The sequence below is a fragment of the Streptomyces sp. NPDC037410 genome (assembly GCF_055602235.1).
On record NZ_JBVJWR010000003.1, the window covers coordinates 224,452 to 248,681 of the forward strand.

General features: G+C 72.5%; 27 protein-coding genes and 1 pseudogene. 9 read left to right on the forward strand and 19 right to left on the reverse strand.

What is annotated here, in order from left to right:
* The first annotated feature begins 85 nt into the window (after positions 1–85).
* Positions 86–523, forward strand: a complete 438-nt coding sequence (locus ACZ7HT_RS06400) for a glutaredoxin domain-containing protein (RefSeq protein ID WP_471160545.1) — start codon at positions 86–88, stop codon at positions 521–523.
* On the opposite strand, the gene sigJ is transcribed toward ACZ7HT_RS06400, so the two are convergent.
* On the reverse strand, positions 474–1,472 hold the full coding sequence (sigJ, locus tag ACZ7HT_RS06405) for an RNA polymerase sigma factor SigJ (protein ID WP_471160547.1): 999 nt from the start codon (positions 1,470–1,472) through the stop codon (positions 474–476). The genes ACZ7HT_RS06400 and sigJ overlap by 50 nt on opposite strands.
* 148 nt (positions 1,473–1,620) lie before the next feature.
* Here sigJ and ACZ7HT_RS06410 point away from each other — a divergent pair, with 148 nt between their 5' ends.
* A complete protein-coding gene (locus ACZ7HT_RS06410; RefSeq protein ID WP_471160548.1) occupies positions 1,621–2,037 on the forward strand; it encodes a hypothetical protein in 417 nt (138 codons plus the stop codon).
* Between the two features lie 3 nt (positions 2,038–2,040).
* Here the strand turns inward: ACZ7HT_RS06410 and ACZ7HT_RS06415 are convergent, their stop codons facing one another.
* Positions 2,041–3,006 carry an MBL fold metallo-hydrolase gene (locus tag ACZ7HT_RS06415; protein ID WP_471160551.1) on the reverse strand — a complete coding sequence of 322 codons (966 nt, stop codon included), beginning with the start codon at positions 3,004–3,006 and terminating at the stop codon, positions 2,041–2,043.
* Positions 3,007–3,223: 217 nt separating this feature from the next.
* Here ACZ7HT_RS06415 and ACZ7HT_RS06420 point away from each other — a divergent pair.
* Positions 3,224–3,778 (forward strand): annotated as a pseudogene (locus tag ACZ7HT_RS06420) (GNAT family N-acetyltransferase).
* 4 nt (positions 3,779–3,782) lie between these two features.
* Here the strand turns inward: ACZ7HT_RS06420 and ACZ7HT_RS06425 are convergent.
* From ACZ7HT_RS06425 to ACZ7HT_RS06460, 8 genes are all read right to left on the reverse strand, one after another.
* Positions 3,783–4,268 carry an SRPBCC family protein gene (locus tag ACZ7HT_RS06425; protein ID WP_471160554.1) on the reverse strand — a complete coding sequence of 162 codons (486 nt, stop codon included), beginning with the start codon at positions 4,266–4,268 and terminating at the stop codon, positions 3,783–3,785.
* Positions 4,269–4,362: 94 nt separating this feature from the next.
* Positions 4,363–4,749, reverse strand: a complete 387-nt coding sequence (locus ACZ7HT_RS06430) for a VOC family protein (RefSeq protein ID WP_471160556.1) — start codon at positions 4,747–4,749, stop codon at positions 4,363–4,365.
* Positions 4,750–4,909: 160 nt separating this feature from the next.
* Positions 4,910–5,533 (reverse strand): histidine phosphatase family protein, encoded by a 624-nt coding sequence (locus ACZ7HT_RS06435; protein ID WP_471160559.1) that lies wholly within the window; start codon positions 5,531–5,533, stop codon positions 4,910–4,912.
* Positions 5,534–5,619: 86 nt separating this feature from the next.
* On the reverse strand, positions 5,620–6,846 hold the full coding sequence (locus ACZ7HT_RS06440; protein ID WP_471160562.1) for a PP2C family protein-serine/threonine phosphatase: 1,227 nt from the start codon (positions 6,844–6,846) through the stop codon (positions 5,620–5,622).
* 101 nt (positions 6,847–6,947) lie between these two features.
* Positions 6,948–8,141: an MFS transporter gene (locus ACZ7HT_RS06445; RefSeq protein ID WP_471160564.1), complete on the reverse strand. Its 1,194-nt coding sequence runs from the start codon at positions 8,139–8,141 to the stop codon at positions 6,948–6,950.
* Positions 8,142–8,435: 294 nt separating this feature from the next.
* A complete protein-coding gene (locus tag ACZ7HT_RS06450; protein ID WP_471160567.1) occupies positions 8,436–9,026 on the reverse strand; it encodes a hypothetical protein in 591 nt (196 codons plus the stop codon).
* Between the two features lie 125 nt (positions 9,027–9,151).
* The gene (locus ACZ7HT_RS06455; protein ID WP_471160570.1) at positions 9,152–9,727 is read right to left on the reverse strand and encodes a GNAT family N-acetyltransferase; all 576 of its coding nucleotides are present in this window, start codon (positions 9,725–9,727) and stop codon (positions 9,152–9,154) included.
* A gap of 40 nt (positions 9,728–9,767) precedes the next feature.
* Positions 9,768–10,190 carry a MerR family transcriptional regulator gene (locus ACZ7HT_RS06460; protein WP_471160573.1) on the reverse strand — a complete coding sequence of 141 codons (423 nt, stop codon included), beginning with the start codon at positions 10,188–10,190 and terminating at the stop codon, positions 9,768–9,770.
* A gap of 55 nt (positions 10,191–10,245) precedes the next feature.
* On the opposite strand from ACZ7HT_RS06460, the gene ACZ7HT_RS06465 reads away from it, so the two are divergent.
* Positions 10,246–11,214: an SDR family NAD(P)-dependent oxidoreductase gene (locus ACZ7HT_RS06465; RefSeq protein WP_471160576.1), complete on the forward strand. Its 969-nt coding sequence runs from the start codon at positions 10,246–10,248 to the stop codon at positions 11,212–11,214.
* Between the two features lie 17 nt (positions 11,215–11,231).
* Here the strand turns inward: ACZ7HT_RS06465 and ACZ7HT_RS06470 are convergent, their stop codons facing one another.
* Both ACZ7HT_RS06470 and ACZ7HT_RS06475 read right to left on the reverse strand, forming a co-directional pair.
* On the reverse strand, positions 11,232–11,720 hold the full coding sequence (locus ACZ7HT_RS06470; protein WP_471160579.1) for a hypothetical protein: 489 nt from the start codon (positions 11,718–11,720) through the stop codon (positions 11,232–11,234).
* A 149-nt stretch (positions 11,721–11,869) separates the two neighbouring features.
* Positions 11,870–12,985, reverse strand: a complete 1,116-nt coding sequence (locus ACZ7HT_RS06475; RefSeq protein ID WP_471160581.1) for an ABC transporter substrate-binding protein — start codon at positions 12,983–12,985, stop codon at positions 11,870–11,872.
* A 215-nt stretch (positions 12,986–13,200) separates the two neighbouring features.
* On the opposite strand from ACZ7HT_RS06475, the gene ACZ7HT_RS06480 reads away from it, so the two are divergent.
* The 3 genes from ACZ7HT_RS06480 to ACZ7HT_RS06490 all read left to right on the forward strand — a co-directional run bounded on the left by ACZ7HT_RS06480 (position 13,201) and on the right by ACZ7HT_RS06490 (position 14,674).
* Positions 13,201–13,728: a hypothetical protein gene (locus ACZ7HT_RS06480; protein ID WP_471160584.1), complete on the forward strand. Its 528-nt coding sequence runs from the start codon at positions 13,201–13,203 to the stop codon at positions 13,726–13,728.
* Positions 13,729–14,009: 281 nt separating this feature from the next.
* Complete coding sequence (locus ACZ7HT_RS06485) at positions 14,010–14,177, forward strand: hypothetical protein (protein WP_471160587.1); 168 nt, start codon at positions 14,010–14,012, stop codon at positions 14,175–14,177.
* Between the two features lie 44 nt (positions 14,178–14,221).
* Positions 14,222–14,674: a DUF5709 domain-containing protein gene (locus ACZ7HT_RS06490; RefSeq protein WP_471160590.1), complete on the forward strand. Its 453-nt coding sequence runs from the start codon at positions 14,222–14,224 to the stop codon at positions 14,672–14,674.
* Positions 14,675–14,752: 78 nt separating this feature from the next.
* Here ACZ7HT_RS06490 and ACZ7HT_RS06495 read toward each other — a convergent pair whose 3' ends face one another.
* The gene (locus tag ACZ7HT_RS06495) at positions 14,753–15,919 is read right to left on the reverse strand and encodes a PucR family transcriptional regulator (protein ID WP_471160593.1); all 1,167 of its coding nucleotides are present in this window, start codon (positions 15,917–15,919) and stop codon (positions 14,753–14,755) included.
* A 145-nt stretch (positions 15,920–16,064) separates the two neighbouring features.
* Here ACZ7HT_RS06495 and ACZ7HT_RS06500 point away from each other — a divergent pair, with 145 nt between their 5' ends.
* Positions 16,065–17,552, forward strand: a complete 1,488-nt coding sequence (locus ACZ7HT_RS06500; RefSeq protein WP_471160595.1) for a long-chain-fatty-acid--CoA ligase — start codon at positions 16,065–16,067, stop codon at positions 17,550–17,552.
* 51 nt (positions 17,553–17,603) lie between these two features.
* On the opposite strand, the gene ACZ7HT_RS06505 is transcribed toward ACZ7HT_RS06500, so the two are convergent.
* Entirely contained in the window at positions 17,604–18,029 is a 426-nt protein-coding gene (locus tag ACZ7HT_RS06505) for a tautomerase family protein (protein WP_471160598.1), read from the reverse strand.
* A gap of 28 nt (positions 18,030–18,057) precedes the next feature.
* On the reverse strand, positions 18,058–18,759 hold the full coding sequence (locus ACZ7HT_RS06510) for an SDR family oxidoreductase (protein WP_471160601.1): 702 nt from the start codon (positions 18,757–18,759) through the stop codon (positions 18,058–18,060).
* A 93-nt stretch (positions 18,760–18,852) separates the two neighbouring features.
* Between ACZ7HT_RS06510 and ACZ7HT_RS06515 the strand changes: the two genes are divergently transcribed.
* Positions 18,853–19,335: a winged helix-turn-helix transcriptional regulator gene (locus tag ACZ7HT_RS06515; protein ID WP_471160603.1), complete on the forward strand. Its 483-nt coding sequence runs from the start codon at positions 18,853–18,855 to the stop codon at positions 19,333–19,335.
* A 34-nt stretch (positions 19,336–19,369) separates the two neighbouring features.
* On the opposite strand, the gene ACZ7HT_RS06520 is transcribed toward ACZ7HT_RS06515, so the two are convergent.
* From ACZ7HT_RS06520 to ACZ7HT_RS06535, 4 genes are all read right to left on the reverse strand, one after another.
* A complete protein-coding gene (locus tag ACZ7HT_RS06520; protein WP_471160606.1) occupies positions 19,370–20,581 on the reverse strand; it encodes a PucR-like N-terminal domain-containing protein in 1,212 nt (403 codons plus the stop codon).
* Between the two features lie 215 nt (positions 20,582–20,796).
* Positions 20,797–21,738 (reverse strand): hypothetical protein, encoded by a 942-nt coding sequence (locus tag ACZ7HT_RS06525; RefSeq protein ID WP_471160609.1) that lies wholly within the window; start codon positions 21,736–21,738, stop codon positions 20,797–20,799.
* 44 nt (positions 21,739–21,782) lie between these two features.
* The gene (locus ACZ7HT_RS06530; RefSeq protein ID WP_471160612.1) at positions 21,783–23,414 is read right to left on the reverse strand and encodes a DUF6801 domain-containing protein; all 1,632 of its coding nucleotides are present in this window, start codon (positions 23,412–23,414) and stop codon (positions 21,783–21,785) included.
* A gap of 120 nt (positions 23,415–23,534) precedes the next feature.
* Complete coding sequence (locus ACZ7HT_RS06535; RefSeq protein ID WP_471160615.1) at positions 23,535–24,164, reverse strand: hypothetical protein; 630 nt, start codon at positions 24,162–24,164, stop codon at positions 23,535–23,537.
* Positions 24,165–24,230: the final 66 nt, after the last annotated feature.

Here is a 24,230-nt window from a genome sequence, read left to right on the forward strand (position 1 = left end):
GTACCCGGCCCCCCGTCCGGGTGCCGCCGGTCTTCGACGCGATCGCGGCCCTGCTCGGGGAGAAGGCTCGGTAGCCTGCGTCACCATGATGCGTGTTTGGTTGCTGCCGTTGTTGTTCGCGCTCTGCGGATCGCTCGTCGCGGCGGGGATGTTCTCCGACGGGAACCCCCTGGGAGCCTCAGCGCTCCTGCTGTTGTTCGTCGTCCTCGCCGTCGCGCACTCGCCCCTGGTCTTCCCGAGGCCGACGGGCGCGCTGGAGGCGCAGCGTCTCAGCGCGGCCGACGGCCGTCCCATCGTCTACTGGCGGCCGGGCTGCAAGTTCTGCCTGCGCCTGCGCCTCCGACTGGGCCGTCGCTCCGGTCAGTTGTACTGGGTGGACATCTGGCGCGACCCGGCCGGCGCGGCGGTGGTGAGGGCGGTCAACGACGGAAACGAGACCGTGCCGACGGTCTTCGTCGGCGGCAGTCCGTTCGTCAATCCCGATCCCGCATGGGTGCGTGAGCAGCTGTCGCCGTCTGCGTGAGGGGAGAGGCGTCCGTCCACGCACGGAGCTTCTCGGGGTTCCGGACGGCCCAGATGCGGCTGATGCGGCCGTCGACGAGTTCGAAGGCCGCCACCGTCACGGTGACGCCGGCGTTCTGGGCGACCAGACCCGGCAGCCCGTTCACCGTCCGCTCCAGGAGCGTGAGCCCGGGGGCCTTGTCGGCGATGTGGACGACGTACTGGGCGATGAGCGCACTGCCCTCGACGGGCCGCAGCGCGGCGCCGACAAGCCCGCCGCCGTCGGCCGTCATCGTGGCGTCGGGGGCGAGGAGGCCGACGAGGGCCTTGATGTCCTTGGCCTCCCACGCCTCCTTGAAGTCCCGTACCAGAGCGGCCTGTCCGGACGGCTGCGCGGCCGGCCTGCCCTCGGCGCGGATCCGTCGGCGGGCCGAAGAGGCCAGTTTCCGGCAGGCCGCGGGGGACCGGCCGACGATCTCGGCGACCTCGGCGAAGGGGTATGCGAAGACGTCGTGCAGGATGAACGCCACGCGCTCGGCCGGCGTCATCGACTCCAGTACGACGAGGAACGCCATGTTCACCGACTCGTCCAGGGTGATCCGGTCGGCGGGGTCGGCCGCCCCGGACCGCCCGTCGTCCGCGCCCAGGCCGGCCCACTCGGTACGGTCGGGCAGCGGCTCCGGGATCCACGCCCCGACATAGCGCTCGCGGCGGGCCCGCGCCGAGCCCAGCATGTCCAGGCAGATCCGGCCGGTCACCGTCGTCAGCCAGGCTCCCGGCGACGCGACGGCCTCCCGCTGCCGGGGCGTCAGGGCGTACCAGCGGGCGTACGCCTCCTGGACCGCGTCCTCCGCCTCGGCCAGTGAACCGAGCATCCGGTAGCCGAGGCTGATCAGCCGGCGCCGCTCACCGGCGACGACGCCGAGCTCCGCCTCGGTCCCGTCGCGGCCCGGCTCGTCGGAGGTGCTCATGGTCGTGCCGGCTCCCTGTTTCAGCGGTTCTCTTCGGTGTGATGGGGATCTCGTTCCTCCGGCGCCTCACCTTTCACGGGCCTGCGTCGTCGGACTGTTCGAGAGAGTACCGAGTCACCGCCGCGAGGCAGAAGAAGAGGACCGAGTGATGGCCACCACCGCGCAGACCACGGCAGTTCAGGGCACAGGCAGCCGCACCTTCCTGCAGGTCTCGATCGCCCTCCAGACCCTGACCCTCTTCTTCCAGGCCTCCACCGCCGGACTCCTTCTGACCTCGTCGCAGGGCGAGGTGCTGCACAGCGTCGGTGCGCGCGTGATGTACGGAGCCACCATGCTGTACGTGCTGGCGGCGATCCTCGCCTGGAAGCCGGGCGGCGGCTCGCCGCGCCCCATCCTGTACTCGACCGGCTTCCTCGTCCTCGCCTCGGTCCAGGTGGTGCTGGGCGTCGCCCACAAGCCCGCCCTCCACGTCCCCCTGGGCGTCCTGATGTTCGGCCTGAGCGTGCTGGCGCTGGGGCGGATCCTCACCGCCCGGCGGCAGGAGCGGTCCCGCACACGCGGGTGAGGGTCAGCGTGGCTCCGCGGCCGGCCACGCGCTCGGGTAGGGCACGCGCAGCGAGTCGGCCGCCACGGGGGTGTGGCCGGCCGCGGCGTGCAGCCGCCCCTCACGCAGGACGATCCCGCCGCCGGAGAGCATGGACGTCACCAGCTCGGTGGCGAGCGCCTCGGGCGTGAGGCGCAGGAGCCGTGCCGCGTCGGTCAGCCACGCGCGCGCGTGGAGGTACGGCTCGACCTCGTCGGCCGGGATGCCGTCACGGATCATCAGCGCGAACGCGAAGATCCGGCGGACGCCGTACCAGACGGCCCCGTCCGGGTCGTCGACGAGCCGCCGGCCCCGGCGCAGGGCGGCGGCGAAGGCGGCCCCGGTGTCGGCCGGGACCGGGCCGTGGGAGGGGAGGATCGCGCGCGGGTCGAGTTCGGCCACCCGCTGGAGGGAGGCGAGCGCGGTGGCCGCCGCGCCGGGCCCGTCGAGGGCGAGGTTGACCCAGCCGACGTCGTAGTCCGACAGCGCGTCGCCGACCACGAGCAGCCGCTCCTCGGGCTGCCACAGAGCCAGGTGCCCGGGCGTGTGGCCGGGGGTGCGGACGACCTCCCAGTCGGTGTCGCCGAGGCGGAGGACCTGCCCGTCGTCGAGCGGCATGTCCACGGTGTACGGGGCGACCGGTTGGTCGAGGTATTCGGCCGCACAACAGCCGGGGTCACGACGGGAGATCGCCTCGGCCTCCGGGGTACCGGCGGCGACGGCCGCGCCGCCGGCCTGGAGGAGCGCGTTGCCGCCGACGTGGTCGGAATGCTGGGGGCACCCCCGGACGGAGTCTGGGGGAGGGTGTTGACGACCAGACTGATCCTCCCCGCCTGGGCACGGGCCCAGGCGGCGGTCTCCTCGGCGTGGCCGACGAACCCGGTGTCGACCAGGGCCGGTTGCCTGCCGTGGAGCAGCAGCGTGTTGGCATCGGGGAAGGGCCGCTGCCACCAGGTCGCCCAGGACGGCAGGGACGCCGGGGAGGACGAGCGCGGGCTCGCCGCCCGGGCCTGCGGGCTCACTGCGCGGGTCCGTTCACGCGGATCGGGCTCTGCTGTCGGCTCGGGTCTTCCACGTGCGCTCCTTGGACGGCGGGTACGGCGAGAAGTACATCAGCAGCCGCATAATCCATCGACACCCCCGACCCCGATGGGGTTGGGTCGGCGGCATGCCAGAGCTGCGAACCGATCGACTGCTGCTCCGCCGCTGGCGGGAGTCCGACCTCGAACCCTGGGCGGCGATGAACGCCGATCCCGAAATCCGGGAGCACCTCGGGGACTTGCTGACACGGGAGGAGAGCGACGCCACCGTGGCCGCCATGAGGGCCGGCTTCGAGGAGCGGGGCTTCGGGTGGTGGGCCCTCGAAGCCCGTGCGACCGGCGCGTTCCTCGGTCGCGCCGGCCTGGACGTGATCGGCGACGACATGCCGTTCTCGGGGGTCGACGTCGGCTGACGCCTCACGCGCTCCGCATGGGGCAACGGGTACGCCACCGAGGCCGCCCGGGCATGTCTGGCCTTCGGCTTCGACGTCCTCGGGCTGCCGGAGATCCTGGCGTCGACGACCGTGAACAACCTGCGCTCCCAGGCGGTGATGCGCAGGATCGGCATGACCCGGAACCCGGCGGACGACTTCGAGGACCCCAGCGTCCCCGAGGGGCCGCTCCGCCGGTGCGTCCTCTACCGGATCCCGGCGGAGCCGCGCACGGCCCACCGGGACACGTGACCCCTCAGACCCCTGTCGTCGCGGTCCGCGCGATGCGCTCCAGGGTGGTGCGCATCCCGGCCCGGTTGAGCGCGATCCGACGGGCGGGGTTCGAACCGGCGAAGACCGTGCCGAGCAGGTCGGCGGCCTTCGCCCGGTACCCGTCGGTCCGCAGGTCCTGCCAGAACTCCGTGAGGCGCGTCCCCGAGCCCTCCGGCTCGAACCGGTAGCCCCAGCGGGCGACCGGGAGCCCGAAGACACTGATGTCGAAGACGAACTCGCTGTCCTGGCTCATCCGGGTCACGCGGCCCTGGGTCGGCCAGAGGAAGGGCCCGCGCCGGTTGAACCCGACGAACCGGGTGCCGGTGCGCGCCGGTGGACGCAGCACCCACACGGACCGGCACTCCGGGCTCCACCGCCCCATGTTCCGCAGGTCCGACACCAACCGGTAGACGACCGCCGGCGGCGCGTCGACGACCGTGCTCTCCTCCAGGCTCCACTGCCGATCCATGGTCCGCTCCCCTCGCACCGTGTGGGACTGACGCCCACCTGCTACTCGCCGGTACGTTAGCGGGCGGGTGCGCCGCCTGTCCCGGGATCCCGGCTCAGCCCTCGACGTCCTGCGGGTACCAGCGCAGTTCGACCGTGTTGCCGTCGGGGTCCTTCACGTAGACCGACTGGGCGGAGCCGCGCGCGCCCCAGCGCGGGACCGGGCCCTCCAGGACGTCGAACCGGCCGGAGTCGATGACCTCCTGCCAGTCCAGCGGGTCCACGACCAGACAGATGTGGTCGACGTTGGACTCGCCGCGCGGACGCGAGAACAGGTCGATGACGGCGCCCTCGTCTATGCGTACGGACGGGAACGACACCTTGCCAGCCCGCCACTCCTCGACCCGCTCGGGCGCGAGGCCCAGGGCGCCGGTGTAGAACTCCAGGGACTTGTCGACATCGGTCACGTTGAGCACGAGGTGATCGAAGGCCTTGACTCGCATGATGGTCTCAGCACCTTTCGGGATTGCGGTCTCGTCTTGATGATCATGGTGACTGTGGTGGCCCCGATCAAGGGCTCAGGGTGTCCGCGATCCGGACGGGACCACTCCGGTGCGCGTCTCCCCGACTCCCCCTACCCCATCGCGGGAGACCGTCACCGCGTCAGACGTGGAGCTCGGCAGGGAAGCCGGTCCAGCGCAGGTCGGCGGGCAGGTGGCCCATGTCGTTGAGGAAGAGGACGGCCGGAGCGCGGCCGGGCGCGTACCGGATGACGGTCAGCGCCGCGTTGCCGTGGTTGATGCCCATCCAGCGCGCCTTCGGGGCTTCGAGGGCCTCGCGGACCAGCCAGGCGAGGAGGAAGTTGTGCGTCACGACGAGCTCATGGCGCGGCTGGTCACCGTCGACGGGACCGGTGAACCGGGCGAGTGCCTCCGCGGCGAGCCCGGGTCCCTGCTCACGCTCCTCGGCCGGGAACCGGGCGAGGAAGCCGAGCATGGCGTCGGCCGATGCGGCCGGCAGCTCCTCGCGTCGAGGCGTGTACGGGATGTAGTCGCCGGCGGGCGCGGACATCCGCAGCGGAACCCCGTCGAGCCGCTCGCCGACCAGCCGGGCCGTCTCCGCGGCCCGGGCCTGCGGGCCGTGATGGATCGCCGTGAGCGGCGCCTCCCGGAGCCGCTCGCCGAGCAGGACGGCCTGGCGGCGGCCCTCGTCCGTCAACGCGCTCTCGTCGTCGGTCGCTTCACCGTGCCGCGCCAGGTACAGGTAGCGGGCGGCCGTCTCCGTCATGCTCGATCTCTCCACCAGGTTCGTGATCTTGTGGACGGGAGGAGGGACGTGGAGCGGCGCCCCGCGGTTCTGCCGAGGGTGCCGGGTCAGAGACGGAGGAGGATCAGGGCCGTGTCATCGGTGATGCCCGTGGGTGGGGTGAGCTCGGCGAGGAGGGTGTCGGCCAGCGCCTCGGGAGGAGCGGCCCGATGGCGGGCCAGGGCGTCGGCGAACCGGCGCAGACCGGTGTCGATGTCCTCGCGGCGGCGTTCCACGAGGCCGTCGGTGAAGAGGGCGAGGACCGCCCCGTCGGTGAAGGCGAGCCGGGCCTGCGGCCGGGACGAGGGCTCGGGGCGGGCGCCCAGCGGGGGATCGGTGGCCTGGTCGAGGAACTCCACGGTCCCGTCGGCGTGGCAGAGGACGGGCGGGGGATGACCGGCGCTGCTGTACGTCAGGTCGTGGCCGTCCCAGTCGATCACGACGGACACGGCAGTGGTGGACTCGGCGCCGGCGACGTCACGCGAGTACAGGTCGAGGACTTCGAGGGCCCGGGCAGGACCGTCGGCGACACGCGAGACGGCCGACAGGGCGCTGCGGAGCAGCCCCATGACACCGGCGGCGCGCAGCCCGTGGCCGACGACGTCTCCGACGGCGACCGCGGTACGGCCGGGCAGGTCGACGAGGTCGTACCAGTCGCCGCAGACGTTGAGCGCCCCGGTCGCGGGCCGGTAGCGCACGGCGGCGTGATGGTGTCCGAGGGGCCGCGGCGCGGGCAGCATCGCCTCCTGGAGGTGCAGAGCCACCTCGCGCTCGCGGGCGTGGGCCAGGCGGAGCCGTTCGTTGACCTCCTGCAGCTCCCTGGCGCGGGTGTAGAGCTCGGACTCCAGGGCCCGGGCGCGGTCCGTGCCGCCAAGGGCGCCACGGGCGTGGATCAGCTCGGTGACCTCCTCGACCCGGTGGAGCAGCAGGGCCACGCTGCCGTCGGGGGCCGGGACGGGGGCGTTGACCGGGCTCCAGTACCGCTCCTGCCACTGTCCGGGCCGGTCGGGGGACTCGACGTCGTACCGCTGCAGCGCCATGGTGTCGGGCTCGCCGGTGGCCAGGACCCGTTCCAGGGAGAGACGCAGGTTGTGCGTGCCGGTGGCGGACGGATCGTCCGGGTTGTCGGGGAAGACGTCGAAGAGATACCGGCCGATGAGCTGCTCGCGCGTCCGGCCGCACATCGACAGGAAGGCCTCGTTGACGTCGGCGTAGACCAGACTCGGGGTGAGCAGTGCGACGGCACCCGGCAGGGCCTGGAACACCGCGCCGTAGTCGATCCCGGGTCCGTTCACGCTTCACCTGCCCGTGCGCCGCGGGTCCAGCCGTGACACTGCCCTCACGATACGCGGGACCCGCCGCGGCGGCCTGCGGGCGGGGCCCGGCCGAGCGACGGTCACGGGGTTCTCGTGGGCACTGGCCGTCGCAGCAGGTACAGGGCCGCCGAGGTGACCAGGACCAGCATGCAGCCGGTGAACACCAGACCGGCCTGCTCCAGGCCGAGCGGCTCGGACAGGAGGCCGACCCCGATGACCGGGATCGAGATTCCCGTGTACGCGACCACGAACAGGGTCGAGATCACCGCCGCTCGCCGGTCCACCGGCGCGGCCGCGGCGACGGCGGACAGCGCCGCGCGGAAGGAGAGGCCCTGGCCGACGCCGCCCACGACGGCGGCGAGGACCACGAGCGCGAGCAGCTCCACGGAGAGCGCCCCCGCCAGGAAGGCCAGTCCGGCGAAGAGGACGGCGCAGCCCAGCGGCAGGGACCGGGACACGCCGAAGCGGCCGACGGCGAGCTGTCCTGCGGTGGAGGAGAAGAAGGCCAGCGCGACGATCAGTCCGCTCACGGCGTGGTCGTCCACGTGCAGGTACCGGGCGAGGAACGCGGGACTGACCGAGGTGAACACCCCGAACAGGGCGAACCCAGCGAAGGACGCGATCGCCGCCGGAACGAACACCGGACGCACCTGCGCGGGCAGCGCGGGCCGTTGTGGCCGTACGGCGCTGAGCGGCAGTGGGTCCCGGACGGTCTCGGGCAGCCGCAGGAGGACGAGGGCCGACACGGCGACCAGGGCGAGGTGCACGGCGAACGGCAGCAGCAGCGGCTCGGGCGCGTACTCCGCGAGCAGGCCGGCGAGCAGGGGCCCGCAGCCCAGGCCGCCCATGTTGGCGGCCGTCGCCACGAGCGTCGCCCGGGCCTGGCCGCCGGGCGGGGCGAGGTCCATGACGTACGCCGTGGCGGCCCCGGTGAACAGGCCCGCCGACAGGCCGGAGAGCAGCCGTCCCGCGTACAGCCAATCCAGTCCGTCGGCGGCCAGGAAGCAGACGGCGCTCGCCGCCGCGAAACCGAGCCCCCAGAACAGCGTCGGCCGTCTGCCGATCCGGTCCGAGGCGTTGCCCGCGAGGAGCAGCGCGCCGATGACGCCGAAGGCGTACACCGCGTACACGACGGTCACCGTCAGCTCGGAGAACCCGAACTTCTCCTGGTAGAGCGGGTACAGCGGGGTCGGCAGCGTGGTGCCGGTCATCCCCACGACGAACACGGCCCCGGCGAGCAGACACCGGAGCCACCCCTGACGATCATCGACCATGCCGCCGACCGTAACCCCGGGGCCCGTCCCCGCCCGGCAACGCGACGCCCGCGACCGGATCGACGACCGTGGTGGACCAAGAGTCCGGCCGGGGGAGATCCGAAGGGCGGACTGTGCGCATGGACAGAGCGACGCGCACGGGCGGCGAACCCGGCCCGGCACCGTACGGACGCCTGCGCGTCGAGACCCGGGACCTCACGCCGGCACACTGGCTCACCGGCGCTCCTGGCCTTCTTCACCCGAAGATGGTGACGGGCCCCCATGTGTGCTCCCTGTCCGAGCACTTCCTGGAATTCACAGCTGGTGGAGCCAGGCGATGAAGAACACGACACCCGCGGCCGACGAGACCAGCAGCGCGAGCACGGGGCCCGCGCCCACCCTGTGGCCCCACATCCAGCCCGCGAGCCGGGAGTGCAGCCGGCCGAGCAGGGCGAGGGCGCCCAGACCGGCGGCCGCGAACGGCACGGCGACGAGGAAGTGCACGACCCACGCCCCGAGCATGCTCGGGCCGCCCCAGGAGTGGTCGTAGGGGCCGTGGTCGACGACGGGGTAGAGCACACCGCGCAGGACGAAAAGGAGCTCGATGCCCACGGGGATCAGGGCCAGAAGCCCGAGCGGCACGCACAGCAGCGCGTGAGCCGTGAGCCGCCACGCGCTTGGCGCCCGGGTCGACGACCGCGCCGCCGCTTCCTGCGCGGCGGCCCGGGCCCACCAGGCCCGCGCCCTGTCCCTACGCCCGGCCGCCACCGCGCCGAGCGTCACCACCGCGGCGGGGAGCAGGGCCGCGGCGTACGCGACCCGGCTCGCGCATCGTGCGGAGACGAAGCGTGAACCGGCGGTCCGCGGCGGCTCGTTGCGGGTGCGTCGCGAAGCAAGGAATGACATGGCCTGTCCCCGATCTCGTGGTCGTCGGCCGCTGCCGACGACCGGAACCGTAGGGAGGAGGCACCGTCCACCACGTCACACCACGGTGCCGAGCGGGGCTCATACCCGGGTAGGGGGTGGCGCGGTCAGTCCTGCCGCCGGAAGTCCAGCATGCAGAAGACCTTGTCGTAGCGGCGTGCGCCGACGGCGACGAAGTCGGGCAGGCGGCCGTACTCGGTGAAGCCCAACGACCGGTAGAGGTGCAGGGCGTTGGCGTTGTCACCGCGGGCGTCAAGGGTGAGGACCTCGATCCCGGCCCGGCGGGCGTCGTCGATCAGGGCCGCGGTCAGCGCCCGGCCGACGCCCAGGCCCTGGCTGCCGGCGTCCACCGCGATCTTCTCCAGGTCGGCGTGCGGCCGATGGGTCGGCCGGGCGTAGCGGAGCCAGTACCCCAGACCGACGATCCGACCGTCGAGGCAGGCGACCCGGAGGGCCGCGTCCCCCGCCCGTACGGCGGAGAGGACGTGGTCCACGAGCTCCGCGACCTCGTCGGCCGTCGGCGGATCGACCCAGCCCAGGGCCGCACCTCCACGGACCAGGTCCGACAGGATCCCGTGGGCCGACTCCGCGAACCGCTCCCGCAGGACCGGGTCGGCCGTCAGCTCCACGGCGTCGAGGACGGCGAGCGGACTGGTCACAGCACGGGGTGCGGCAGGCTTCATGATCGTCAGCCTAACTGCTGCGCGTCAGGGCGTACGTGCCTCAGGCGGTCGGGTCCCAGAGCCCGGCGGCCTCGCCACGGGCGAGGTGCTCCGCGTAGACGCCGACCTTCCAGGCGATGACGGAGCGGCACTCCTCCAGCGCCTGGATCTGTGCGTCGACGCGCTGTCGATGGTCGTCGAGCAGACGCAGGCGTTCCGCCTCGTTCCCGGGGCCGAGCCGCACCAGTGCGGCGAACCGCTTGAGGTCGGCGAGCGGCATGCCGGATTCCCGGAGCTTGACGCAGATCAGCAGCCAGTCCACGTCGAAGGAGGTGTACTGCCGTCGGCCGCCCGACGTGCGGTGGACCGGTCCGACCAGCAGGCCCTCGCGCTCGTAGAAGCGCAGGGCGTGCACGCTGAGTCCGGTCCGCCCGGCCACCTCGCCGATGCTCAGTGGCTTCCCCTGGGTCTCGGCGGTCGTCATGTCACGCAGTCTAGGACTTGATCTAGACCTCGCTCCAGCTCGTAGCGTCGGCGGCATGACCAGCACTGATCAGCGGCCGCTCGGCACGCCCTTCTACGCCACCACCGCCGTCGAGGACGTCATGGACGGCCTGGACCTCTCCGGCATGACCGCCCTGGTGACGGGTGGTTACTCCGGACTCGGGCTCGAGACCACCCGGGGACTGGCGGCCGCCGGGGCCCGCGTCATCGTTCCGGCCCGCCGTCCCGACGCCGCCCGCACCGTCCTCCGGGATGTGGAGGGCTGCGAGGTCATCGCCATGGACCTGGCCGACCTCGGCAGCGTGCGCGCCGCCGCCGCGCGGATCGGCGACCGGCTCGACCGGCTCGACCTTCTGATGGCCGTCGCGGGCGTCATGGCCACCCCGGAGCGACGAGTCGGGCCCGGCTGGGAAAGTCAGCTCGCCACCAACCACTTCGGGCACTTCGCACTCACTGGCGAGCTCTACCCGCTCCTGGCCGCCGCGGACGGCGCGCGCGTCGTGGTCAACAGCTCCGCCGGACACACCCTGACCGACATCCGCCGGCACGACCCGCACTTCCGTACCGGCTATGACAAATGGCTGGCCTACGGCCAGGCCAAGACCGCCAACGCCCTGTTCGCCGTCCACCTCGACGTCCTCGGACGCGATGACGGCGTCCGGGCGTTCGCCCTCCACCCCGGCAAGATCATCACTGGTCTCCAGCGGGAGATGAGCCGCCAGGAGCAGATCGACCGCGGGTGGGTGGACGAGCACGGCAACGTGATCGGCGCCGGCTTCAAGACCCCCTCCGAGGGCGCCGCCACCGGCCTGTGGGCAGCCACCTCGCCCCTCCTCGACGAGCTCGGCGGGCTCTATCTGGAGGACTGCGACGTCGCAGTCGTCTCCGCCCCCGGGCAGCCCATGGACGACGGCGGCGTCCGCGACTACGCCGTCGCCCCCGACGCTGCCGCACGGCTCTGGGAATGGTCCCTCGCGGCGACCGGCACCACCCCGATCACCTGACGAGCCCGCGCTCCGCGTCAGCCCTTGCGCAGATGCCTTCGGCGAGGCCGGCGCGGGCGGACGAGGGTGTCGAGAGCGCCCACGGCCGCACGGACGTGAGCCGGGTCGCCCGGAAGCCTGCCGCCCGCGCACCACCAGGACAACCGCCCGTCCGCCTCACGCGGATGCATGCCGAGGCCGTGCTCGTCACACAGCGGCCAGGCCTGCCAGAGAAGCTCCATGACCGTCTCCTGCGCGGCGTCGGTGACGGCCCACAGGGCGTGAGCGAGCTCGCCCGCCGATTCCGGATCCAGGCTGTTTCCCTGCCATTCGCCGTTGGCCAGAACGACGTAGACGTCCTCGGCCTCGTCCTCGGCGAACCCGGGAAGTCCCATCAGACTCAGGGGCTGTCGGTCCGGCAGGGTCACTGCGAGATCCCGGTTGACGAGCGCGAGAGCCTCGTCCCAGAACGGGTGCGCGCCGGGTGGTATGAGGTAGGAACCGGGCGGACCGAAGAAAGCACTCATGGGGACATCCTGCACGGAGGGCGAGCGCGGCCAGAACGCTTTTCGTCCGGTGTCAGTGCCCTTCCGTACGGTCGGCACCATGGGAATGATCGGGATGACCCTGAGGCCGGCTCCGTCCCGGGCGCCCGGTTCGCCGGGCTCCGCCCCCCTCAGCCGGTGTGCAGGACGCGCAGGCGGTCCGGGTTCGCCGGGTCACGGTCGACGACCTGGACGGGTGCCCACGTCCACTGCCACACGCCGACGCCCGGCGTACGGGAGAACCGGATCGGCCCGCGCGTGCCCTCCGCCTCGACGTGCGGCCACGCCCCGGCGACGGCCGCCCGGTCCGTACCGTGGGCACGGAGCGCCGCGGCGAGGACGGTGACGGTGTCCCAGCCCTCGAAGGCGACGAAGGAGGGCGCTTCGCCCAGCACCTCGCCGAGCTCCTTCCCGACGCGCTCGCCGAGCGGCCCCAGGCGCTCGGGCAGGTAGCGCAGGAACGGGATCCCGGCACCGTCCTCGCCCAGCGCCTCCGCCCATCCGGCGAACTCCGGCTGTCCGGCCGGAGCGCCGATCAGCACCTCCGCGAGCCGCCGGTCGCCCCGGACGGCCCGGACGATCGGCACCGCCGGTTCCGGACTGCCGACCAGCAGGAGGAGCGCCGTGGCCCCGTGGTCGACGAGCGCGTCGCACAGCGCCTCGGGGGTGAGCGCGGTCGTGTCCAGTTCGACGACCGTGCCGCCCCGCGAGGCGAGTTGCTCGCGCAGGATGCGGGTGCCCGTCGCCCAGTAGACGCTCGGCTGGGTCGCCACCGCGATCCGGCTCCGGCCCGCGGCCACAAGGTGGTCCGCGTAGATCCGCCAGCCGCGGGACTGGGCCGGGGCCAGCCGCGCGACCCACTCCGTCGGCTCCTCGGTGAGGGCGTCGAGTACGGCGGAGGAGCAGAGGAACGGCACGCCGAGGGCGTCGGCCCGGGCGGCGGCGGCACGGGCGACGACGCTGTGGTACTCGCCCACCACGGCGGACACGCCCAGGCCGGCCAGTTCGTTCACGGCGGCCGAGGCCCGCTCGGGATCGGCGGCGGTGTCACGGACCAGCAGCTCCAGCGGTCTGCCGCCGATCCCGCCCGCGTCGTTGACCTCACGCACGGCCAGTTCGAGTCCCGCGAGGAGATGTCGGCCCGCCTCGACCCAGCCGGGCCGCGTCAGCGGGACGAGCGCACCCAGGCGGACGGGCGGCCCGTCCACGGGCTCGGTGGCGGCGGACGGAGAAGGCGGCGTGTTCATCGGGGCGGTGTCTCCTGGGGCGATGCGGTCGCGGTCCGCCCGGGTGGGGATGGCGGGTGCGGGCGTACGCGGGTGATCATGCCGAGGGTTCCGCCGGGAGGGAAGGCTCGGCAGGGGAACTTCCCGGACCCTTCGCGCGTTCCGGAGGGCGACCTGATCGTTTTTCACATGTGACGCGGCGGCGCCGAGCCTCCGTCGGGGGAAGTGAGCAACCCATGACCATGGTGGGCCTGTTCTGGATCGCCGAGGGCGATGTGTACGTGGGCGCGAAGCCGGCCGGTTCGGCGCCCGGGGTGCGTCTGACCGGCGACGGCGTGGTTGCGCTCGGCGACGGGCAGGCGGGCCTCCACCTGTGGGAGGAGGTCCGCGCCCTGACGGTGGCCGACGTCCCGGTGAAGTCCCTGAAACGGCAGGTCGGCATGGTCACGGAGGTGGCCATCGACATGGTCATGAACCTGGCCCTGACGCTGGGCCCCGGCGTGCTGGGCGAGGCCCCGCCGTTGATGACGCTCGGTCTGGAGACGGACGACGGCGCGTACGAGCTGAAGGCGTACGTGGCCGCGGCCGTCGGCTACTCCCCGGCCGAGGCCGACCTCTCCCGCGCCCTCCTGTCCCGCCTCACGGACGGCGCCGCGACCATGGCCACGACCTTGGCGGCGATGTCGGAGTGGGGCCGCGCGTGGGAGGGCGGCACGCCCCGCACGGCCCAGCGGGAGGAGCTGCTGCGGGAGTGGCTGGGCTAGCAGGCCGGCACGGCGGGGGCTCGTGTCGCGCCGGACACATCGGGTTGCGCTTGCCCCGGAGGCGGGGACGATGGAATGAAGAACAGGGATTCGACGCCTGTCGAAGGCCCCGCACCAGGGATGTGCGACCCGGACTGACGTGAGGTGCCGCCGGGCGGGGGCTGCGGTCGCTTCGTGCCGCAGGTCCGAGGTACCAGGACGGCCCGGGCCGTCGGTCCCCGTCACGATCGGCCACACGCCCGAAACGGCCGGCATCGACCGCACTCCCCTCAGGAGGCGTCATGACCGAACCCGACGATCCGCTCGGAGTCTGGACGGGTCGGTTGCTCCGGCTCGGCTCGGGCATCTCGCCCGACGACGCCCGGAGGTTCGTGCACGACCTGTACGCGCAGGCACAGTCCGACCTCGACGAGGAGCGGGCGGAGGCCGACTTCGAGCGAGAGGAGTGACCCCGGGCGCGAGCCGTCGTCCCGCTGGAGGAACGGAGTTCCACATGACCGAGCCGGAAGCGTGGGGCGATGACGTCTACCAGCCCGACGGCAGCGAGGTCCAGGAGGACACGGGTGTCCTGGACTACGAGGACACCCTCGAAGGGCCGCTGGGCGACCCGCTCGACGAGGGGTACTCACCACCGGAACGGCCCCGAGGGGTCCAGCACACGGGGGAGACCGCGGCCGAACGGCAGCGCGGCGAATCCCTCGACGAGCGTCTGGCCGAGGAGGAGCCCGAGCCGCCTCTGCCCGACGGCGACGGCCTCGGCGACGCGACGGACACCGACGGGGAGCTCCTGGACGACCAGGTCGGCGGTCGGCGCGCGGGCCGTCTCATGTCCGAGGACGAGGGCGCGCACTCCATCAGATCGGAGCTGAACGCCCGGGACCTCGGCCTCGCCGGAGGCGCGGCCTCCGCGGAGGAGGCCGCGATGCACATCATCGACGAGGAATGACCCCGCGGGGAACGGCCCCGGACGGGTCAGGACGCGCGGGCAACGACCTCGGACAGGTCAGGACGCGCGGGCAACGACTCAGCGCGCCCCCGGATTGCGTACGGCAAGGAGTGCCGCGCCGATGTCCGCCGCCGCTCGGGGATCCGAGAGGGAGCGGCCCGTCAGCTCCTCCACGCGGCGCAGCCGGTAGCGGACGGTGTTGGGGTGGACGAACAGGCTCTGCGCGGCCCCACTGGCCGAACCCGCGGCGGCGAACCAGTGCTCCAGGGTGCGCAGGAGCCGGGAGCGTTCCCCCGCCGGAAGGTCGAGCACCGGCCGGAGGACCACCTCCATCAGGTGCGCCGCCTCGGCCGGAGCCGCGGCGACGACCATGGCCAGCGGATCGTCGTCGAAGCGGGCCACGCCGGCGCCCGTCCCCTTGAGCCCGGCCAGCGCGAGACGCGCGAAGCGCAGCGCCTGAGGCGTGTCCCGCAAGGAGTCGAAGCGCGGGCTGAAACCCACACGGGCGTGCGTCCGGCGCAGGATGCGCAGGCACGTGGTCTCCGCCGCCTCCGTGGGCAGGGCGATCAGGGCGAGCTGCTCGTCCGGCAGAAGTCGCCACGCCGAGGGCAGGTTCGCCTGGCGCAGTGCCGTCTCCGCTCCGGTGAGCGGTTCCTCGCCGGGAGCGCCGGCCTTCGCCGCAGCGACCGCGTAGGGCCCGTGCTCGGGCAGCTCCAGTTCGTGGGCGGCCTCCCACAGTGTGCGGTCCGTGACGACGCCGGTGAACACCGCCGCCACCAGGGCCGAACGCCGCGCCTGCCCCTGGGACGTGAGCTCCGCGGCCGCCTCCCGGTAGGCCACGGCCACCGCTTCCGCGTACAGCCCGGACAGCGCCCAGAACTCCGTCGACTCCGACAGCAGCAGCTCGCCGGACACCTCGGGGCGCGTGCGGGCCTCGGCGAGGATCTCCGTCCACAGGAGTTGCGAGCCGACCCGGTACGCGTGCAGCGTGTCCGCCAGCGGAACCCCCTGTTCGGCGCGGAGCCGTCCCGTCTCGCGGGCCGAACTCGCGTCGGGAGTGCCGCCGAGGCGGAGGTGGGTCAGGATGAGGTCCGCGTTGGCCGTGCAGGAGCGGCGCAGGGAGTCCAGGGGGATCAGCGACTCGTCCTTGTACGCCTCGACGTCCGCGCGGATCCGCAGCGCCATGCGCTCACCCAGCTCCGGAAGCCCTGCCAGAAGCGTCGCCGCCACACCTGAAAGGATCATCTCCGCAGCTTAACGCCCTCGTATTGTTCCGTGGAACAATCCAGGAGGCCCTGCGTTGTCACGTCGGCCATAGGCCGCGACCGTAGGCGCCTGCAAGATGTCGACGATGTAAACAGTCGGTGGTTCCGGGTAACGGAGGCGGGTCATGGCCAATCTGGCAGGGTTCCTCGTGGAGACGGCCGGGCGTCAGCCCGAGCGCCCGGCGCTGCGCCTGGGGGAGCAGGTCATCACCTACGGCGAGCTCGACGAGCGCAGTGCCCGCGCCGCCGCCCTGCTCAGGTCCGAGGGCGTACGTCCCGGGGACCGCGTCGCCCTGATGCTGCCGAACGTCCCCGAGTTCGTCGTGCTGTACTACGGCATCCTGCGCGCCGGGGCGGTCGTCGTTCCGATGAACCCGCTCCTGAAGACCCGGGAGACGGAGTTCCACCTCGCCGACTCCGGTGCGGTGCGCCTCTTCGAGTGGCACCATGCGCCGGGCGAGGGCGCCCAGGGAGCGGCCGCCGCCGGAGTGGCGCACACCGCCGTCGAACCCGCCGCGTTCGCGGCGACGCTGAACCTGCACGAGCCGTCGGCCGAGGTCGCCGACACGGGCGACGACGACATGGCCGTCCTGCTCTACACCTCCGGCACCACCGGCCGCCCCAAGGGCGCCGTCCTCTCCCACGCCGGTCTGCGGCACAACACCGAGGTCAACACCGTCCACATCCAGCGGATGACGCCCGAGGACGTGGTGGTGGGCTGCCTGCCGCTGTTCCACATCTTCGGGCAGATCTGCACCATGAGCGCGGCCGTCCGCAGCGGTGCCTCGCTCGTCCTGATCCCGCGCTTCGACCCGGCAGCCGTCCTGGCGGCCATCGCCCGTGAGCGCGCCACCGTCTTCGAGGGCGTGCCGACGATGTACGCGGCGCTGCTCCAGCACTCGTCGGACGCGGACGTCTCGACGCTGCGGATGTGCATCTCCGGCGGCGCGTCCCTGCCGGTCGAGATCCTGCACGGCTTCGAGCGGCGCTTCGGCTGTCCGGTCCTCGAAGGCTTCGGCATGTCCGAGACCAGTCCCGTGGTCACCTTCAACCACCCCGACCGGCCCCGCAAGGCCGGCTCCATCGGCACCCCCATCCGGGACGTCGAGGTACGGCTCCTCGACGAGAAGGGCCAGGACGTGACCCCCGGCGAGATCGGCGAACTCGCCGTCCGGGGGCCGAACGTGATGAAGGGGTACTGGAACCGCCCGGAGGAGACCGAGGCGGCCGTCCCGGACGGCTGGCTGCGCACCGGCGACCTCGCCCGCGCCGACGAGGACGGCTACCTCTACATCGTCGACCGCAAGAAGGACATGATCATCCGCGGCGGCTACAACGTCTACCCGCGCGAGATCGAGGAGGTCCTCCACGAGCACCCGGCCGTCGCCCTCGCCGCCGTGATCGGCATCCCGCACGCCGAGCTCGGCGAGGAGGTCGCGGCCGCGATCGTGCTGCGCCCCGGTGTCCAGGCCCTCCCCGACGAGCTGAGGGAGTACGTCAAGGACCGCGTGGCGGCGTACAAGTACCCGCGCAGGGTGTGGCTCGTGGACGCGCTGCCGCTCGGCCCCAGCGGCAAGATCCTCAAGCGGGAGATCACCGCACCCGTGGGGTGAACCCCCTTTCGGCGGCTGTGCGCCCGCTCCTCGCGGGCGCACGGCCCGCGGTCAGTAGGGCGTCGCCGCGTTCTGCTCCGCCCACCGCCGTTCGGTGTCCGAGCCGCCCGGCGGAGGTACGAGCCCGTTGATCATCCAGAGTTCCTCGCTGGTCTCGTCGACGTGGAACTCCCAGTGGAGACCGGCGTGCCGTTCCAGGTGGGGGTGCAGCATCTCCCTGATCCAGCGGGCGGTCCTGCGCCTGCTGTCCTGGTCGGGATTGCGCCGGGCGATGTGGTCGATGGCGATGCGGACCCCGGCGGGGGAGGGTTCCCCGCCGACGTGGAAGTCCTCGGGCCGCGTCTCGTGGAACAGCGTGACCACGTAGAAGCGGGGCAGGCCCGCCTTCTCGTAGTGGTCCGCGATCGTCGACGCGAGCCGGTGCTTCTCCTCGGCGGTGAAGATCCCGGGGGTGTGGTGAACGGTCCACAGGGGCATGGCGGTTCTGCGCTCCTTCGTGAGGGGGTCAGCCGGCGGCCGGGACGACCAGGTGTTCCACGGGTCCGGACAGCGCGGACTTGACGGCGACGCTGACCTCGTCGGCGAGCACCTCCGTGTCCCCGGCCTCCAGGCCGTCGACGATCCGCGCGGCCACGTCGGCCGGCTTCGCCTTGCTCCGCTCGATGGCGGAGACCATGTCCGTGTCGATGAATCCCGCGTGCACGCCGACGACGTGCGTGTGCTGCGGGGCGAGTTCGAGCCGGAGCGAGTTCGTCAGTGACCACGCCGCCGCCTTGGAGGCGCCGTACGCTCCGCTGCCCGCAAGCCAGGACAGTACGGAGTGCATGGTCACCAGCGCCCCGCCGCCGTTCCCCGCGAGGACCGGCGCGAACGCCCGGGCCACCCGCAACGGCCCGAAGACGTTGACGTCGAACGTCTCGGACGCCTGCGCGAAGTCACCCGTGAGCAGGGGAGCGGGGTGCAGGACCCCGGCGTTGTTGAACACGATCTCGGCGTCGGCGGCGAGCTCCGCGAGGGCGGCCACCGACTCGTCCGAGGTGACCTCGAGCGCGACGGGCACCACCCGGGGGCGCTCGTCCGCGTACGCCGAGCGGCCGGTGGAGTACACCTTGGCCGCCCCGCGTGCCAGCACTTCGTCCACCAGCGCGGCGCCCAGCCCCCGCCGCCCGCCGGTCACCACGACCACCTTGCCCGCCACCGTCACCACGGCACACTTCCCATCTGACTAACGACCTCGTTAGTCAGATGCAATCACGATAGGCTGGGTAACGCAAGCATTAGTTACGCGGGGCGGGTGGCGATGAGGTTCGAGAAGCGATTGAGCGACCGGGACGCGTGGTCGATCGGCGACGGGTGCTCGGCCGGCCGGGTGCTCGACCTGCTGAGCACCCGGACGGTCTTCATGGTCGTACGGGAGTGCTTCTACGGCACGACCCGGTTCGAGGACTTCGTGACCAGGATCGGCACCTCCGCGCCCTCGGTCTCCCGCGCGCTCAAGCAGCTGGAGTCGGCCGGTGTCGTGGCGCGCACCCCCTACCAGGAGCCCGGGCGGAGGGCGCGCGACGAGTACCGGCTGACCGGGGCCGGCGAGGACCTGCTGCCGGTCTTCCTCTCGCTGATCCGGTGGGGTGACACGTACCTCCAGGACGGCCACCCGCCGCTGGCCTTCGTCGACGCCGACAGCGGCCGCCCGCTGAGCGTGCGCGTCACCGCCGACCCGGCACCCGATCCGTCCTCCGACGACATCGAGATCCGCGTCCACCCCGACTGGCGCCGCGACTGACAGCGGCCCCTCTCCAGGGGAAGGCGTACGCGGATCAGTCCGGCTGCTTCCCGCCGTGCAGGTGGAGCGAGCGCAGGGCCGCTTCCAGGGCGAACCGGTGGTCGGGATCGAGGAGCCGGTCGCCGAAGTGGTTGTCCAGGTTCCGCAGCCGGTAGCGCACCGTCTGGGCGTGTACGCCGAGCAGCTCGCCGACCTGTTCGGCGGGGGCCCGCGTGGAGACGTGGACGCGCAGGGTCTCGATCAGCCGCTCGCGCCGGGTGCCGGACAGCCCGTCGAGCGGGGCCAGTTCGCGCGCCGCGAGATGGGCCGTGAGGGCCGGATCGGACAACAGCCACAACGTTGTCAGATGCTCCTCGCAGTGCACGAGGGGAGCGTCCGCGACGATGCCGTCGTCGATGAGGGCCAGGACCCGCCGGGCCCAGCGGAGGGAGTGCGCCGCCTGCACCGGCGGCACGGTCAGGCCGACGACGGCGGCGGTGCCGGCCAGGGCGGAGTCGAGCATCGCGAGGCGCTGCGGGGTGAGCGGTCCGGGGATCAGCAGGTGCGGCTCGGGGAGGGTGAGATCGGCCAGGACGTCCCGGTCGAGACCCGCCTGGACGAGCTCGGCCACCGGGGGGCGTAACGCCACCATCGTGCACGCGGAGGGGAGCTCCCAGGACGCCTCCTGGCAGAGCTCGGCGATGGTCGCCCGGGGCAGCGGCGGGCCCGCGACGACGAGGTGGAGGAGCTGTCTTCGTAACGCCACCACGTCGGAGACGGCCCGGGCCTGGACCATGAGGTACCCCTCGCGGGAGAGGGCCTCCAGCTCGTCGACGTAGGCGAAGAGGGCGTCGGCGAAGGCCAGGATCAGCGTCGGGGAGAGGTTGTAGGTGCGCCCGATGCTCTTGGCCCTGCGTAACGCGATGCGCGCGCCCAGCCGGTAGGCGCCCTGCAGGGTGTCGAGGTCCCGGCCCTCGTAGGCCTCCACCCGGCCGAACTTCCGCAGCAGTTCGTCGCGGAGGGCCGAGTTCCGCCCCGGGTCCGCGACCCGCTCGACGAAGGCCGCGAGGGCCTGCTCGACACCCTGGCGGATCGCGTCCGAGTGGGGCCCCTTGAAGAGATGGGCGTACACGGGGTACGCCCGCTGGACCTCCACGCCGATCTCCTTGATGAGGCCCGGGATCTCCGGTCTCATCAGGGCGGCGAACTCCCGGGGAAGCGGATCGAGGGGCTCGCCGACGTTCGGTGACTGTGCGATTGCGGGCATGGACCGATCCCTTGCTCTCCTGCGCGACCGGTGGGGAGCGGCGGTGCGGCGCCCTCCCTCGTGGGGTGGGCGCCGCCATGGCCGTCAGGTGCGTACCAACGGGGACTGCCGAAGCTAAATCAACTGCTGTGTGCTGTACACAACTTGCGCAAGAGTTGGTGTCCCCGGAGCCCGCAGGGCGCAGGAGTAGGCCGGGAATCGCCCCTGGGTGGCCGTTACTTGACGGCCGAGTGCCAGCTCCGCGAGAAGATCGTGCCGGCGTCGGGGGCGGCGACCCCGGGGGCGAAGAGGCCGGTCAGATAGGTCTGGGTGTTGTCGAGGGTGATGCTGTTCCGGCCGGCGGCGGAGGGCAGTCCGGTCTTGAGGTTGACCGCGCCGTTGACCAGGCCGAGACCGAGGCCGCAGCCGCTGGCCCCGGGGACGGCGAAGGTCTTGTCGGCCTGGGTGGAGCCGAGGAGGTTCAGGCGGCTCATGTCGCCCTCCTCGTTCGCGGTGCCGTCTCCGTCGAAGCGCTCGACGGAGAAGTCCGGGGCGGTGAGGTTGCTCGGGCGCAGCACGATCGGGTTCGACTTCGTGCCGATGTAGCAGTTGCTGCCGAGGAACGGGTTCTGGAGGTGGATGCGGACCGGGATCCGCACGATCGGCATGTCGGTGAGGACGCCCGCGATCTGGTCGAACTCCGAGGGCGTGCCGACCGATTCCACGGTGGCGGTGATCCTGTTGAGGTCGGCGTCCGACAGCTGCCGGCAGATGTCGGTGATGAACGGGATGTCGCTCGGACACATCAGGCCGAGCAGGCCGCCGGGCACGGTGGCGGAGTCCGCGATGAGCGAGCCGGCGGGCGGGGGGACGACGGTGTTGGTGCCGTCGGCGTTCTGGATCACGCCGATCTGGAGGTTCGTCCTCCCGGTGACGACGGTCGTGTTGCCGAGCTTGATGGAGCCGCTCGCGGACGAGGACGACACGCACTGCGGCGACTTGTCGAGACCGTCGGTGGCGACCATCGCGGGGGCGTCGACGGGGCAGCGGTCGAACGGCGCCCAGCCGCCGTTCAGCTGCGGAGCTGCCGCGGTCGCCGTGCCGATGGAGACGAAGGCACCGAGCGCGGTCAGCGCGGAGAGGGCGGCGAGTCTCGTGCGGGAGGAGACGAGGGACATGGCGGAGGCCTTCCGTCGAGGGGTGGGGGACAGGGTGGGTCGGTTCAGCGTTCGGGCTTGGGGACCACGTACGGCTGGCGGTCCTCGGTGCACTGGCCCTCGGTGGGCACGTCGACACCCACGGCGCAGGTCTGGCCCTGGATCTGCTTGATGTAGTTGCCGGGGCCGGAGATGGAGGCGGTGAGGAGCCGGTCGAGGTTCTCGCCGCCGGCGCCGCAGCCCTTGAAGGCGGGGATGGTCACCTCGCCGGTGAGCGGGCCGCCGCCGGTGAGGACGTAACCGGTGGCGTCGGTGCCGTTGATGAGCTGTCCCTTGCCCAGGAGTACGAGGTGGTCCCCGGGGTACTTGGCGGGGTCGGGCTCGGGGGAGGTGAGCGGCTTCTCCGTGCGGCAGGAGGGACCGACGTCGAGGCGCGTGCCGTTGACCCGGACGTCGAGCACGCGTAGGACGAGACGGGCGCGGACGTAGGTGTCCGAGAGGTTGTCGGGGAAGGCCAGGAGGACGTCCGAGTCGACGGTCAGGGGCCCTGACTGCTCCAGGACCATGGTGGCCGTGGCGGGCGCGAAGCCGAACGTCAGGAAGGTGGCCTTGAACGGCGGGGTCTGCTTGCGCCCCTGGTAGGAGAGGTGTCCCGTCGACGGAGTGAGGAGGTGGAAGCTTCCGTCCGGCCGGGGGTCGAAAACCGGCTCGCCCTGCTCGATCAGGACACACGACACCGGAATGACGTTGGCGCCGTTCAGCTTCCGCACGTTGGAGTAGCCGGTGATGTACGCCGAGAGCGAGTAGGGGGTCGGTTTCTCGGTCACGCAGGGCGGTGCGGCCGGCCGGGCCGCCGGGGTGCCCGGCGTGTTCTCGTCGGTGGCCCTCAGACCCTTGCCCGCCTGCTGTCCGATGCGCGGGCCCTTCGGGGCGCGGCCCGTCCCGTCCGCCGTTCCCGGCCGCACCGGGACCGTCCGTCCCGTGGGGGAGGACGGCATGGAGGAGGGGGCGGAGGAAGGGGGCGCCGAAGGGGCGGACGGCGACGCGGGTGGGGTGCTCGGTTCCGCGGTGTCGGTGCCGACCGGGATCGTGGCGAGCGGCGCCCGGCCCTCCGGGGCCTGCCCCGGGACGCACGTGACGGAGACGGACGCGGGAGCGGTGGGCGTGGCCTCGGCCGTGCTCGGGGCGAGATCGAGGGCGAGACCCTCGGCGGAGAGGGTCAGATCGCCGGCGGTGTCCGTCGTCAGGGTCGGCACGCCACCGGTCGTGGTGAGCACGAGAGGCCCGTCGGCGGGGACGTCGACCGACTGCGCCGTACCGCTCCACGTGGTCTCCGCGCGCTGCGCGTTCTGGGCCACGCCGACCGCCAGCCGTGACTCGGCCCGTACGGTGGCGCCCCTGAGTGCGATGAGGTCGGCGACGGCCGCCGCGGGAAGTTCCACCGTCGTGGTGACGTCGGTCGGCCGGATCTCCTCGCCCACGGCCGCCCGTTCGGGGAAGGCCGCCGTGATCCGTACGTTCACCGGCTGCGGTCCCGACGGCAGGGTGCACACGTAGGGCAGCGCGGCGTCGACCTTGAGCGTCCCGACCGCGACGGCCGCCGCCGGAAGCAGGGGGGCGAGCGCCACGAACGCGGCGATCGTCGCGCCGCGCGCGCGGGCGCGGGAGGAACGAGGGGTGGGCCGTGGGCCTTTCATCTGGTGCTCCGCTCGGGTCGTTCGTGCGCCGACAGGGGAAGGAGGCCGGCGAAGGGTACGTACAGGCCCGCGTCCGCCCGGCCGGGATCGCCGGCCGGGCGGACGCGGGTTCCTGCGCCCTTACGGGTTGGAGCCGACGATCGTCGGGATCGCGGTGCCCGCCTTGAAGAGGTACGTGCCCTTGAAGGTGGGCTTGGCGCCGACCGGGACGGCCGAACCGCAGCCGGTCGACGAGACGACGGTGAGCTCGCCCGCCAGGCTGTTGACGGCGAGCGCGCCCGTCGAGTTGGTGTACGTGCCGGACGCCTTGCCCGTCACGCGGAAGACACAGGCGCCGACGGTCACCTTGGCGTCGACGTTGCCGACGTAGCCCTTGGTGACGCCGGTCGCGGCCGTGTAGTCCTGCGCCACGATCGTCCACGGGGTGGTCGCGACGGTGGTCACGGGGCCCAGCACGCTGGTGCAGGGCGTCCCGGTGGCGCCGAAGGCGATGGAGTTGATGGTGCCGACGGTCGCCGGGTTGCCGGTGGTGCTCGCACCCGTGCCCGCACCGTTCGACTTCGTACACGTCATGGCGATGCCGTTGACGCTGAGGACGATGTTCCCGCTGTTGACCGCGGTGATGCTGGCCGGGGACGGGCTGACGGTCCAGACCGTGGAGGCCACCGCGGACGCGGGGCTCATGGTCAGGGCGAACGCTGCCGAGGCGGCGCCGGCGACGACGGCGAGGTTTCTGATCGGCTTCTTCATGGCTCTGGGACTCTCCTTGGGGATTGACCGGCAGAGGGTGGCCGCGGTGGGGGTCGAGCGGCCGGC